Source organism: sulfur-oxidizing endosymbiont of Gigantopelta aegis, assembly GCF_016097415.1.
GTDB lineage: Bacteria > Pseudomonadota > Gammaproteobacteria > GRL18 > GRL18 > GRL18.
The window spans coordinates 3,075,448-3,088,874 of record NZ_JAEHGE010000001.1 but is presented as its reverse complement, the minus strand read 5'-3'; the positions used below and the strand labels follow the sequence as shown (position 1 = coordinate 3,088,874).

Here is a 13,427-nt window from a genome sequence, read left to right as displayed (position 1 = left end):
TATAAAGAACCGTAGGGTGGGCATGGCTTTATCTGCCCACGCTGACTCAAGCGCTTATTATGTACACTTTCAGCGTGGGCACAAAAAGCGTGCCCACCCTACGGTCAAAATTATCAAATAATTCTAGAAAAACGGATGGACACTAAGCACTCTTTCTTTGCCGTCTGGCCAATGCTTTTTCGATTGCGCGCGCAGCGGCAGCAAAGCCAAAGACAGAGGTAACACAACTGGATGAACCATAGCCAAAATTACAATCCAGGCTAACACCTTTGGTGACTGATTTTTCTTGACCGATACTGCCATCAGCCTGTGGATACAATTGCTGTTCGGTGGAAAATACGCATTCGACCCCAAAGCGACTTTGTGGGTTGCGGGTAAAATTATATTGCTGACGTAATTGCGAGCGTACTGTAGCGGCCAGTGGGTCATTATAGGTTTTGCTTAAATCACAAATTTCTACAGCGGTAGGATTACTCAATCCACCAGCACCCCCGGTAGTAATAATGGGAATTTTATTACGCTTGCAATAATAAATCAGCACGCTTTTGTGCTTTACGCTATCAATGGCATCGATCACATAGTCAAATTTCTCACTGGCCACTTTAGAAAAATACTTCGCCAGATTATTTTCAGTGAGTAAATCATCAATTGCATGACATTGGCATTCAGGATTAATTTCCATCACCCGTGCCTGCATGGTAAGCACCTTTGATTGTTCGATGCTACTGTCAAGGGTGTGTATCTGCCGATTAATATTAGACAGAGCAATATCATCATGGTCAATAAGTGTGATATGTCCTACACCCGTACGTGCCAGGCCTTCAACTACCCATGAGCCAACACCACCGATACCAACCACACAAATTTTCAAAGTCGGTATGAGTTGTGCTTTTTTTGTGCCATAAAGTCTTTGTATACCGCCAAAGCGTTCTGTGTAGTTCTGTGATAGCACTGTCTTGTCCTAGTGTTGGTTGATGATGGATTCTTATCGGGGTAGATGAGGATTTTAACAAAACAGAATAATTTTTGTTGCAATGAAGAGATATTGAAAGTGTTTTAAGCGTATTGCTCGATATTTGAGCAAAATGGTCTAGTATTGCTTATGTATTGATTTAATATCGATTAGACCTACTACCCAAAAGTAATAGATAAAGGTATTAGAAATGACTGAAATAGACTTTTTGGTGATAGTTGCTGCATTGACTTATGTCAATACTAGAACAAATTAGTATATTAGAATAAAATACTGGATATTGGATTAATAATAACTAATGGACAGAGTAAGTCGGACTCAAATAAAGAGTTATGGCTTTTTAAATAGCGCTTTATGAGGTTTTATCTGAATGCACTCAGAGAATAATGTAGAAGCTGAAGTCAAGGATCACATCGAGGTCAAGAACACTACCTGTTATATGTGTGCTTGTCGTTGTGGTATTCGAGTCACCGTCAAAAATGGTGAAGTGAGATATATTCAGGGTAATCCTGATCATCCTTTGAATAAGGGTGTTATTTGCGCCAAAGGATCTTCAGGGATCATGAAGCAATACTCGCCAGCCCGTTTAACTAAGCCACTGCGCCGAAGAAAGGGTGCAGAACGGGGTGATAATGATTTTGAAGAAATCTCCTGGGATGAAGCTTTCGAAATTATGGAAGAGCGCCTGAGGGAAATCCGTGCGACGGATCCGAAGAAATTTGCCTTATTCACTGGGCGTGATCAGATGCAAGCACTCACCGGATTATTTGCTAAGCAATTCGGTACGCCAAATTATGCGGCACATGGTGGTTTTTGTTCGGTGAACATGGCTGCGGGTATGATTTATACCATTGGTGGTTCATTTTGGGAATTTGGCGGTCCTGATCTAGAGCGCTCTAAATTATTTATCATGTTTGGTACTGCAGAAGACCATCATTCTAATCCATTAAAAATGCAATTGGCAGAATTTAAACGTAATGGTGGACGCTTTATATCCATTAACCCCATTCGTTCAGGTTATTCAGCCGTTGCTGATGAATGGGTACCCATTAAACCGGGTACTGATGGTGCATTAATTCTGGCCATTATTAATGAAATTATCCAGCAAGGTCTTTATGACCGCGACTTCTTAATTCAATATACGAACTCTGCTGAGCTGGTGAATATCGATGAAGCCAGTAATGAAGAAGGCTTGTTTGTGCGTCAAGGGCCTGATGATATTGATGATCTTTGTGTTGATTCACAAAATAAACTCTGGTGGGATCGCCATAAGAATGGCACGGTTAAAACTCATACAGAAGATGCCGATCCTTACCTATTAGGTGAGTTCCAACTGGATAATGGTACTAATGTTAAGCCAGCATTTCAGTTATTAGTGGATCGCGTTAAAGATTATACCCCTGAGTGGGCTTCTTCTATCACCGGTGTTTCTGTTGAAACCATTAAACAGCTTGCCCATGAAATGGGTATTACGGCACGTGATCAAAAAATTGAACTGCCTATTCCCTGGACTGATACCTGGGGCAAAGAACATGAAAGTGTGACCGGTAATCCGGTATCATTCCATGCCATGCGTGGTTTAGCTGCACACTCTAATGGTTTCCATTCGATTCGCGCCTTAAGTATTCTGATGACTATTTTGGGTACCATTGATCGCCCGGGTGGTTTCCGTCATAAAGCACCATTCCCACGTCCAATTCCACCTTGTGCAAAAACACCAAGAGGGCCAGAAGGCGTTAAGCCCAATACGCCACTTGATGGTATGGCTTTGGGTTGGCCTGCTGAGCCCAATGATTTATTTGTTGATGATGAAGGCCAGCCAGTACGACTGGATAAGGGGTTCTCATGGGAATACCCTTTGTCAGTACATGGTTTGATGCACAATGTCATCACCAATGCCTGGCGTGGCGACCCCTACCGAATTGATACCTTGATGATTTTCATGGCCAATATGGCCTGGAACTCCAGTATGAATACCATGAGTGTGCGCGATATGCTCAAAGATAAAGATGAAAATGGTGAATATAAAATCCCCAATATCTTCGTCTGTGATGCTTTTCAATCAGAAATGGTTGCGTTCGCTGATTTAGTCCTACCGGATACAACTTATCTGGAACGTCATGATGTGATGTCGATGTTAGATCGACCTATCTCTGAATACGATGGTCCTGTTGATTCGGTACGTATCCCAGTTTTGCCACCCACAGGTGATTCAAGACCCTTCCAGGAAACCATTATTGAATTGGGTTCACGTTTAGGCCTACCGGCTTTCGTTAAGGAAGATGGTTCGCGTAAATACCGTGATTACCCTGATTTTGTTATCAACTATGAAACTGAGCCGGGTTCTGGTATCGGCTTTCTGGCGGGTTGGCGTGGTAAGGCCGGTGAAAAGTTTATGAAAGGTGAGCCGAATCCAAATCAGTGGGAAATGTATGAGAAAAACAATTGTGTTTATCAATACCATTTGCCTAAGTCTTATCAGTACATGCGTAATTTTAATAAAGGTTATTTGCAATGGGCGAGAAAACATCGTCTGACCCGCTTTGCTGAACCGATTACGATTCATGTCTACTCCGAAGTATTGCAGAAATTTCGTCTGGCGGCGCAGGGTAAATTACCCGGCAAGCAGCCACCTGATCATTTGCGCAAACGTGTAGAGACTTATTTTGATCCATTGCCCATGTACTATGTGCCGTTGGAATCGCAATTAACGGATACCCAAAAATATCCATTAAATGCTGTGACACAACGGCCAATGGCGATGTATCACTCATGGGATTCACAAAATGCCTGGTTGCGTCAGATTCATGCACACAACTATTTGCACGTGAATCCGGTCACTGCACAGGCCAATGGTATTCATGATGATGATTGGATCTGGGTTGAATCCATGCACGGTAAAGTCCGTTGCCAATGTCGTCTCAGTGAAGCTGTGGAACCGGGCACTGTCTGGACCTGGAATGCAGTCGGTAAAGCTACCGGTGCTTGGGGATTGGATAAAAATGCCAATGAATCGCAACGCGGCTTTTTATTGAATCATTTGATTGCCGAAGAGTTGCCAAGCAATGTTGATGGGGAGCATATCTCCAATTCTGATCCTATTACGGGGCAGGCGGCCTGGTATGATGTGCGCGTTAGAATTTATAAAGCAGAAGACAATGAGCCAAAGCAAACATCACCGCAATTTAAGGCGCATAAGCATACGCCGGGTACACCAAAACGCAATCCTAAGTGGCAGGCATTTTTTGCCGGTCTGGGTAAATTTAAGGGGAGCGAATAAATGACTCAACTAGCCTTAGTTATTGATCTAAATGTTTGCGTAGGCTGTCATGCCTGCGTGACGAATTGTAAAGAGTGGAACACCTCGGGCAGTGCCGGTGCCTTGGCCGATGATAATCCCTATGGTAAAGATCCCACCGGGACGTTCTTTAATCGAGTGCAGACCTATGAAGTCGGGACGTTTCCACAAACAGAAACAGTGCACTTTCCTAAGTCTTGCTTACATTGTGAAGATCCCCCTTGTGTGCCGGTTTGTCCAACAGGTGCAAGTTACAAACGTAAAGAAGATGGCTTTGTCTTAGTGGATTATGACAAGTGTATTGGTTGTCGTTATTGCTCATGGGCCTGCCCTTATGGCGCCCGTGAAATTGATGAACACGAAAAAGTCATGAAGAAATGTACTCTATGCGTGGATCGTCTTTATGATGAAGAATTACCCGAAGCAGAACGTAAACCAGCCTGTGTTCTAGCTTGTCCTACGAGTGCGCGTCTCTATGGTGATGTTCATGATCCTGATTCTGAAGTTTCCATTGCTATTCGTGAGCAGGGCGGTTATCAATTGATGCCGGAATGGGGTACTAAGCCTTCAAACCATTATTTACCAAGACGTAAAAACCATGTTTCTTACAAAAAAGATGAACTGGAACGTGTGGATAATCCATTGAAGAAAGAAGATTATCAAGTCGATGCATCAGAACCTTCATTGGATGATGTCACCAGTTGGTAGGGATTATACCGAACAGTTATACATAAATAATTATTTTTAGGAGCTTGGTATGCAACCGGCATTTTCTGTAATTTTCTTAACGACCTTGATTGGTATGGGGCAGGGGCTTTTCCTTGCCATTTATACCGGACAGGTTTATTCGGTGCTTAATGTAGTCGAACAAACCAGTACCAGTGTGTTTTATAGCATGGGCAGTGCCATTGCTTTGGTGTTGCTGGTTTTAGGACTTATTTCCTCTATTTTTCATCTGGGTCATCCAGAGCGAGCTTGGCGTTCAGCCGCAATGTGGCGTACGTCTTGGTTGTCTCGTGAAGTGATTGCTTTACCTGCGGTCATGGGTTTAATCTTCCTATATGGCTTAGTGCATTTCATGGAATGGAATGTGACAATAATGACTTTTGGTGCCGTGGTGATTGATTTGAGCTTGCTCATCGGTGTGTTTACCACCATCATGGTTTTTTCCTTGTTCATTGCCACCGGTATGATTTACGCCTGCCTGAAGTTTTTGCAAGAGTGGCATAGCCCACTAACAGTCATTAACTATACCTTATTAGGCTCGGTTTCAGGCTTTACTCTGGCAACCCTGCTGGCAGCGTATAAACAGCCTGAGCTGATCCCATTTTTTGCAGGATGGTCAATTGTGTTATTGGTGCTGGCTTTTATTTTTCGCGTTGCAGCCTTGATGCGTAATAAGCGCCTGCGCCCTAAATCAACAGTACAGACGGCAATTGGTATTCGTCATAATCAAATCAAACAAAAATCAATGGGCTTTATGGGTGGTTCAGTAAATACCCGTGATTTTTTCCATGGCAAAACTGCTTTTTTCATTCGCTCTATTAAAAATATTTTTATGGTATTAGTTTTTGCTGTGCCTTTAGCGATGCTCGTCATTGCTTTGTTCAAGCCATCAGTGCTGATTTTGGGTATTGCGATAGCTTCAATGTATGTCGGCTTGATTGCTGAGCGTTGGTATTTCTTTGCTGAGGGTAATCATCCGCAAAATATCTACTATCAAGTTATTTCTTAAAATCCTACTGGTCTCAGAAGTATTCATCCATAGTAAATAATTCAGTCTGAATCGTTTGCTATGGAAATGATGATACTCACCTCAAATATAAAGTATTTAAGATGGTCTTACCCACCTCACCTGCTTTACAATTAATTTATTTTGTTTTATGACAGATTTTCTACACCATTCTACTTTTATCTGAAAAATTGACTTTTATCACCTAAAAATTTGTTTTTTTTAAGCCATAATTGTTTTTTATCAACTATACTCAAACAATGGCTCAGGTCAAAATTTTCCATATTTGAGCACTATTTTTAATGCATACTTTGGGTGTATTATTTTTGTTGTAATTTAGTTGAGCATTTGCTTGATATTGACGGGGGCTAGGCGTAATAGAATGAGTTCGACGCTAAAAAAAATATCTATCAATGAATTATTGGTAGGCATGTTTATTGTGAAAATGGATGTTTCATGGATAAAATCACCTTTTCTGCTCCACCGTCGGGCTATCAAATCAAAAAATGACATTATTTTACTGAAAAAATCTGGCGTAAAACTGCTGACAATTGATTTAGACAAAAGTCAAATTGATTCAGAACATGATGTTGGCGAGAATACTGCTTCTGAGAATGATAGCACTAAAAAAAGTAGTCCAGACACTCAATTTCAGGAGAATGATGCTGAAGAGCCTAAGGTAACACCGTTAGAATTTTCTGCCGATGACATAGATAAATCCTCCCTAGCCTTGAGTGAAGAGCTCAATAATGCTGTAGTGCTCAAAGAACAGGCTAATAAGGCCTTTAATGAAATTAATAATTTGGTTAAAGATAATCAACCCGTATCAATTAAACAACTAGAGCCTGTCATAGATGACACAATTTCAAGTTTACTCAGAAACAGTCAAGCATTATTGACTTTGATGCATCTTAAACGCAGTGATGCGAAGTTATTTTCCCACTCCTTCAGTGTGATGAGCTTGGCTTTGACCTTCGCAATTAAAGATGGCGTAACGGGTGATGACTTAAAAACACTAGGTTTAGCGGCTTTATTACATGATATAGGCTGGGCGCAATTACCCTTAAACTTGTTTGGTAAAGCAAAAAAATACTCTGAAAATGAAAATAAGGTGGTGCTGCAGCATTTAAAAATTGCTGATATCATCATCAGCAAGAGTGATGGAATACCCTATGCTGTCAAACAATTAATGAGTAAGCATCACGAAAGAATTGATGGCTCAGGTTATCCAAATGCTTTAAAAGGTGAGCAGTTGGATAATTTAGCAAAAATTTTAATTATGACTGATTACTATGATGAATTAGTGCATGGGCTTCTTGATCAGCCGGGTTTGATTCCATCAGAGGCATTAAGGTTACTCTACAAAGAGACCGTGCAAAATACTCAGGACAAAGAGCATGTTGAGTTGCTTATTAAACTATTAGGTATCTATCCTTTGACTTCTGCGATTGAACTCACGTCGGGAGAGAAAGGCTTGGTTGTTGAGGTGAATCGAGAAAAACCATTAGTGCCTGTCGTAAAAATAATTTATAGTAAAAGTGGCCATGTCTTGCCAACGGCATTGAAAGTCGATCTGGAAAAAGACCCTCTAAAGAGACAAATTAAAACCATTGTTGATTTATCAAATAAAACAGCTGACCCTAATAATTTATTGCTTGTTGAAGAAGTTTAACTATGACTGAGACTACTGACAATTTATCAAAAGAAGAGCCTATCGGTTCTCAAAAAAATAGTTTACTACAAACAAATGGAGCGTTAGCTGTCATTGATAAACGTTTTTTTATAGCAAATCCTCTATTTGACCAATGGCCTGATGGACTGATTGTTATTGATCAACAAGGACTTATTATTGCCGTCAATGCGACCAGTTTAAAGTTATTAGGTTATGAAGCTAATGAACTCGAAAATAGCTTAGTACATTCTGTTTTGTGCGGCCAAGCCTCGGACTATCAGCATAAAGAAGAACATTGTCAGTTTATTAATAGCGGTGCTAAATTACCGATTAATCACATTGTAGATGCCTGGTTAGTACAAAAAAATGGTATCTATTTGCACGTTGATGTAAAAAATGTAGCTCAGTTATTCATTGATGATAGTGGGGCGCAGCACGCTTATCAGGTGTTAAGTTTTCAGGACTGTTCTACCCGCCGTTATTCGGAAAAAGAATTACAACGACTGGCCTTATTTGCTGAGTTAAATCCTGCCCCGATCATTGAGTTTAATGAACAGGGGCTGATTTATTTTTCTAATCCTGCCATGGTGGCATTAATTGCCGAGTTGGGTTTTGATGAAGCTGCTATGCCATGTGCCTTACCTGATAATATCCGCACGTTAATTAAGGATTGTTTGTCCAGTGGTAAGACGCTGAATAATGTTGAAGTTGAATCTGAGGGACGATGGTTCCTATGGCAATTTTATCCGGTACTTGAGCGTTCATTAGTTCAAGGCTATGGGGTTGAGATCACCTGGCGGAAAGAAGCAGAGGAACAGCTGTTTTCTGAAAAAGAACGTTTTATGGTGACTCTTGACTCGATTGATGATGCAGTCATTACTGTTGATACCAATTGCCTTGTGACTTATTTGAACCCTAAGGCAACAGAATTAACTGGCTGGCAAAGTGTTGAAGCCGAGGGTTGCCCTTTTAGTAAAATTGTCACCTTATTTCTTTCGAACTCAAGAAATTCGATTGACGATTACGTGAAGTCATCAATGCTTGAAAATCGTTCTTTTCGACAGGCTGATTCATTGTTTTTAGCGCATCTGGACGGTTATATTATTTCTGTTAAGCAAGCAGTCTACCCCATGCGTAATCAACGTGATGAAGTCATTGGTGCTGTTATAGCCATACATGACATTACCGATGCTAAAAAAATGGAACAAAGCCTGAGTTATCAGGCGACGCATGATTCACTCACGCATTTGATTAATCGGACTGAGTTTGAAAACCGTCTACAGCAATCAATTGAGCGCTCGAAAAGAGACAAGCTGACTCATGCTTTATTGTATATGGATTTAGATAACTTCAAAATCATCAATGATACGTGTGGGCATATTGCAGGTGATCAATTATTACGTCAAATTACCAAGATGTTAGAAGATAAACTGCGTCGGGGTGATGTGCTTGCACGCTTAGGAGGCGATGAATTCGCGTCTATTCTTGAAGGTTGTCCTGTTGAGCGTGCGACGCTAATTGCGAAAGAAATCTGTCAGGATATCCAAGCCTATAATTTTGTCTGGGAAGCACAAACCTTTAATGTGGGTGTCAGTATTGGTTTGGTGCCTATAGATGAGGATTGTAATAGTGTGGTGCAGTTATTAAGTCATGCGGACTCTTCTTGCTATGCCGCCAAGGATATGGGACGCAATCGAGTACACGTTTATCAGGAAGATGATGCGGATGTGATGAAGAAAAAAGGTGAAATGCAGTGGGTTTCACGTATTAATCAAGCCTTGCAAGAAAATCGCTTCATGCTCTATTTTCAGTTGATAAAGCCTATCAATGCAGAAGAAACAGGCTTGCATTTTGAAGTGTTGATACGCATGAAAGATGAGCAGGGAAATATTATTCCCCCGGGGGCTTTTCTTCCCGCAGCTGAGCATTATGATTTGATTAAAATTTTAGATCATTGGGTGGTTAGAACTGCGTTTACCTGGCTGAATGAGCATCCCGATTTAACCAGACAAATCAGTGTTTGTAGTATTAATCTATCGGGCAGCTCTATTGGTGATGAGCACTTTATGCATCATTTGATTGAACAATTCAATAATTGTCATTTTCCGGCCAGTAAAATTTGCTTTGAAGTGACCGAAACCGCTGCCATTTCAAATCTTCGTGTCGCGAGTCTCTTTATCGATACCATTAAAAAATTAGGCTGTTCTTTTTCTTTGGATGATTTTGGCTCGGGAATGTCTTCTTTTGGCTATTTGAAACAACTGAATATAGATTATTTGAAAATTGATGGCTTGTTTATCAAAGACATTGTTGTTGATCAGGTTGATGCTGCGATGGTGAAATCAATCAATGAAGTGGGTCAGATAATGGGCCTACAGACGATAGCAGAATATGTTGAAAATGATGAGATTCTTGAAGTGATTAAATCCATGGGCATTAATTTTGCCCAGGGATATGGGATCTGTCGGCCCCAGCCAATGGATGAAATTTCCCAGGTCTTAGCTGATTTATATCACTAACTTACTCTCACTAATTGGTTGAGTGCTTAATAGTGCTTAGGGGATAATTTTATCGTCTTATGCTTTGGTGCATCAAATTCTTTAGGTAATGGCGTATCTGTATACCAGGCATTGTTTTCTTTATCATACCACCAATGTAAGGTGTGTCTCAGGGAAAGGACTGTCACACTACTATCAAAATGATATTCAATCAGTAGGCGTGTTGTACCTTCACCTTTCTCTTCACTCATTCCAGAACTGAGTGCGCTGACACTGGAGATCTTAATTGTGGATAAATGAATCATGCGTTCTTCTGTTGGTCGATTCCAGTCCTCTTTTTTTAATGGTACTTGTTCTGATGTTTGTCCGGTGCTTTTGTTTTTTGGATTATCTCTCATAATTTGGAACAAATTGGGCCACTCACCCCAACGCATAGAAGCACGGTATAAGTCTTCAGTTTTTTGAAAACGAAAAACGGGACTGCTACTGTCTAGTTCTGAAAGTTGTGAGCAGGCTGCCATAAACAGTAAAATAAATGCCGTGATGATTAGCGTGGAAAGTTTATTGCTGCTTTTAGTTAAAGACTGATTCAAATGTTTATTCCTTTCTTTTTTATCCATCGTGGTTAAATGATTTTTATGTATTTATACTTTTAAATCAAGCCTTACTTAGCAAGGCAGTGCATTATTTACTCATTAACATTGAAATAGTGAGTCAATATCCTCATATTAACTCATGAATCGAAATTTTCAATTGTAATTATTTTATGGAATGCGCCTATATGTCAACATTTGCCCCGGAAAACGAACTGGAAAAAAAATTAATCCAAGCTCAAAATGGTGAAATAGAAGGCGAAGCCTTTTTAAAAGAAATGCTGGATCTGCAAGTTTTTATGCCTATTTTAGAAAAGCATACTATTGCTGGCTTTCAGGATTCCAAGCAAGCAACACCACTTTCCTTTAAAGATGATGATGGTGCTGAAATGATCATCTTATTTACCAGCCCTGAAAGAGCGAAAGAATTTGTTAAAGATCATCCTGGCTATGAAGGTGGCTTATTGGAAGATTTTAAATGGGTAATGGAAAAAGTCGGTGGTGGTTATGGCATTATTCTTAATCCTGGTTTTGATGTGGGCTTGGAATTAGCGGCGAATATGGTTGATGTGCTGACAAAACAACATTAAAACCTGCTCAAATACTAGGAATCATTATGCCCGCCATTGAATTCGCCGATGTAGTGAGTACTTTTCACAAAGGCTCTGACAGCTTGACCCAGTTTTTTGCTGAGCAGGAACGTTCAGACAATGAAATGTTATCTGCATTTGATGCAATTGATCAGTTTTTAATCATTGCAGAAGAAAGCGCTGCTAATAGCGCTCAACACGAATATTTTAATGAGCGCGCAAATGAGCTGATCTTGCTCATTGACCGACTGATGGTTTTTTCCTCACAGATGCAGCATCAGGAAACTTTTAGTTACTTCGAAGAGTGTTTGTTTTTATTCACCTTATGGTTTGCCAGTGTTGGCGGGATTATTAGCAAACTTATTCCTTTGGTTAATCTGATTGCGGCTATGTCTAATCGCTTGCGCGATCAGGACAGTTTGAAACAACTATTAGCCAATATTGAAAATATTATTCATGCGACAGAACAATCGATACAAGACGATATGGATGATCGTGACCCACGTCGTCCCTGGCGTGTGTTGCTGCTCAATTATGCCATCACTGCGACTCGTACCCATGATCCTGTACTAATGGATAAAACCTTTCAATTCTTAATCAAAAATCTACCGGATTAATGTGGCTATACTTAACCGGACACACAACTTAAAATAACTAAAAGATAAAAAGTGTGACCTAAAATGAATGATCAAACAAAAAACCGAATAAAAGCTATACATCAGAATTTAAAGAATCAGCTGTCAAATTAGCTAATGAGACGGATCAACCCGTTTCTCAGACTGCCAGGGAGCTAGGTGTTAATGTAAATACTCTACATACCTGGATCAGTAAATATTCCAAACCGGTGAAGACGGTAGCCAATAGAAGTGATGAACACATTTATGATGAAGTAAAACGTCTGAAAAAGAATTGGCAAAAGTGATTCAGGAGCGTGATTTATTAAAAGGCCACAGCGTACTTTGCAAGGGAAACTTTGTGAAGTACGCATGGATAACTGATCAGGCTAAAGATTACCCGGTAACGATTCTGTGCCGTTTTATGGATGTTTCCCGTAGTTGCTATTATGATTGGGTTAGCTCTCCTAAAACGGATAGAGAGAAAGAAAATGAAGCGCTTACTGAGCAGCTAAAAAACTGTTTGAAGACAGTCGCAAGACTTATGGAACCCGTCGTCTTAAAAGAAAACTGGCTGAAAAAGGCGTTCATATAAGCCGCCGGAGAATTGGTCGATTAATGAAAAAGCCGGTTTGTTTTGTAAAACGAAGAGACGCTTTAAAGCGACGACTAATTCCAAGCATAATAAGCGTATATCTCCAAATTTACTGGAAAGAGAGTTTACTGTCTCTCAACCTGATCGCTACTATGTGGGTGATATTACCTATATTGCCACCAAGGAAGGCTGGTTATATTTAGCGGTTGTCATTGACTTATTCTCTAGGCAAATTGTTGGCTGGTCGATGGATGAGCGAATGAAAGCCAAGCTAGTCAATGATGCTTTACTGATGGCCATATGGAAGCGTAAACCAATGGATGGATTGCTTTGGCATACTGACCGAGGTAGCCAATATGCCTCTGATAGTCATAGAAAAATATTGTCGGATCATAACATAATTCAGTCTATGAGCCGCAAAGGAAATTGCTGGGACAATGCTGTATCAGAGAGCTTCTTTCATAGTTTGAAAACTGAATTGACGCACCATTGTCGATTCAAAACCAGAGTAGAAGCAAAGCAGGCAATATTTGAATATATTGAGGTATTTTATAATCGGGAGCGACTTCATTCGGCTAATGATTATTTGTCACCAGTCGATTATGAAATACAGCAGGAAATAGCTTAAATCGATTGATTGAAGAGGGGTAAAAGGCGACATAAATGCCGCCCATTACCGTTGACGGCCATCGGCTCCTCAGCCTGTGCCGTGAAGATATTGTAACAGGATCATTACCGTTGTGAAAATACCTTGGGTGAATGGAACGGCTCTATCGTTCCAGAGGGCAAAGCCCTTTCTCTTCATCTGTTTAAAGTTAACATGAGAAACTAAAATGATAGGAAATACAAAATGACAAAAATC

9 protein-coding genes and 1 pseudogene are annotated in these 13,427 nt (G+C 40.4%); 8 read left to right on the top strand and 2 right to left on the bottom strand.

Features of this window, described 5'->3' with window-relative positions:
- Positions 1 to 142: 142 nt before the first annotated feature.
- The gene (gene tcdA / locus JEU79_RS15680; RefSeq protein ID WP_198264866.1) at positions 143 to 952 is read right to left on the bottom strand and encodes a tRNA cyclic N6-threonylcarbamoyladenosine(37) synthase TcdA; all 810 of its coding nucleotides are present in this window, start codon (positions 950 to 952) and stop codon (positions 143 to 145) included.
- A 391-nt stretch (positions 953 to 1,343) separates the two neighbouring features.
- On the opposite strand from tcdA, the gene JEU79_RS15675 reads away from it, so the two are divergent.
- The 5 genes from JEU79_RS15675 (at position 1,344) to JEU79_RS15655 (ending at position 10,194) form a co-directional block, all read left to right on the top strand.
- Positions 1,344 to 4,253: a molybdopterin oxidoreductase family protein gene (locus tag JEU79_RS15675; protein ID WP_198264865.1), complete on the top strand. Its 2,910-nt coding sequence runs from the start codon at positions 1,344 to 1,346 to the stop codon at positions 4,251 to 4,253.
- Entirely contained in the window at positions 4,254 to 4,979 is a 726-nt protein-coding gene (locus JEU79_RS15670) for a 4Fe-4S dicluster domain-containing protein (RefSeq protein ID WP_198264864.1), read from the top strand.
- 49 nt (positions 4,980 to 5,028) lie between these two features.
- Positions 5,029 to 6,006 (top strand): dimethyl sulfoxide reductase anchor subunit family protein, encoded by a 978-nt coding sequence (locus tag JEU79_RS15665; RefSeq protein ID WP_198264863.1) that lies wholly within the window; start codon positions 5,029 to 5,031, stop codon positions 6,004 to 6,006.
- Between the two features lie 379 nt (positions 6,007 to 6,385).
- On the top strand, positions 6,386 to 7,675 hold the full coding sequence (locus JEU79_RS15660) for an HD-GYP domain-containing protein (RefSeq protein ID WP_214660596.1): 1,290 nt from the start codon (positions 6,386 to 6,388) through the stop codon (positions 7,673 to 7,675).
- A 2-nt stretch (positions 7,676 to 7,677) separates the two neighbouring features.
- Positions 7,678 to 10,194, top strand: coding sequence for a bifunctional diguanylate cyclase/phosphodiesterase (locus tag JEU79_RS15655; protein WP_198264861.1), 2,517 nt, complete (start codon positions 7,678 to 7,680; stop codon positions 10,192 to 10,194).
- A 26-nt stretch (positions 10,195 to 10,220) separates the two neighbouring features.
- On the opposite strand, the gene JEU79_RS15650 is transcribed toward JEU79_RS15655, so the two are convergent.
- Positions 10,221 to 10,766, bottom strand: a complete 546-nt coding sequence (locus JEU79_RS15650; RefSeq protein WP_198264860.1) for a hypothetical protein — start codon at positions 10,764 to 10,766, stop codon at positions 10,221 to 10,223.
- A gap of 188 nt (positions 10,767 to 10,954) precedes the next feature.
- Between JEU79_RS15650 and JEU79_RS15645 the strand changes: the two genes are divergently transcribed.
- From JEU79_RS15645 to JEU79_RS15635, 3 genes and pseudogenes are all read left to right on the top strand, one after another.
- The gene (locus JEU79_RS15645; RefSeq protein ID WP_198264859.1) at positions 10,955 to 11,356 is read left to right on the top strand and encodes an SseB family protein; all 402 of its coding nucleotides are present in this window, start codon (positions 10,955 to 10,957) and stop codon (positions 11,354 to 11,356) included.
- Positions 11,357 to 11,382: 26 nt separating this feature from the next.
- Entirely contained in the window at positions 11,383 to 11,973 is a 591-nt protein-coding gene (locus JEU79_RS15640; protein ID WP_198264858.1) for a hypothetical protein, read from the top strand.
- A 74-nt stretch (positions 11,974 to 12,047) separates the two neighbouring features.
- Positions 12,048 to 13,193 (top strand): annotated as a pseudogene (locus tag JEU79_RS15635) (IS3 family transposase); the annotation flags it as partial.
- Between the last annotated feature and the right edge of the window lie 234 nt (positions 13,194 to 13,427).

What these genes read in the sequence shown, in the direction of transcription:
- JEU79_RS15675 (WP_198264865.1), top strand. Translation starts at nt 1,344, where the DNA reads ATGCACTCAGAGAATAATGTAGAAGCTGAAGTCAAGGATCACATCGAG.
- JEU79_RS15670 (WP_198264864.1), top strand. Translation starts at nt 4,254, where the DNA reads ATGACTCAACTAGCCTTAGTTATTGATCTAAATGTTTGCGTAGGCTGT.
- JEU79_RS15665 (WP_198264863.1), top strand. Translation starts at nt 5,029, where the DNA reads ATGCAACCGGCATTTTCTGTAATTTTCTTAACGACCTTGATTGGTATG.
- JEU79_RS15660 (WP_214660596.1), top strand. Translation starts at nt 6,386, where the DNA reads ATGAGTTCGACGCTAAAAAAAATATCTATCAATGAATTATTGGTAGGC.
- JEU79_RS15655 (WP_198264861.1), top strand. Translation starts at nt 7,678, where the DNA reads ATGACTGAGACTACTGACAATTTATCAAAAGAAGAGCCTATCGGTTCT.
- JEU79_RS15645 (WP_198264859.1), top strand. Translation starts at nt 10,955, where the DNA reads ATGTCAACATTTGCCCCGGAAAACGAACTGGAAAAAAAATTAATCCAA.
- JEU79_RS15640 (WP_198264858.1), top strand. Translation starts at nt 11,383, where the DNA reads ATGCCCGCCATTGAATTCGCCGATGTAGTGAGTACTTTTCACAAAGGC.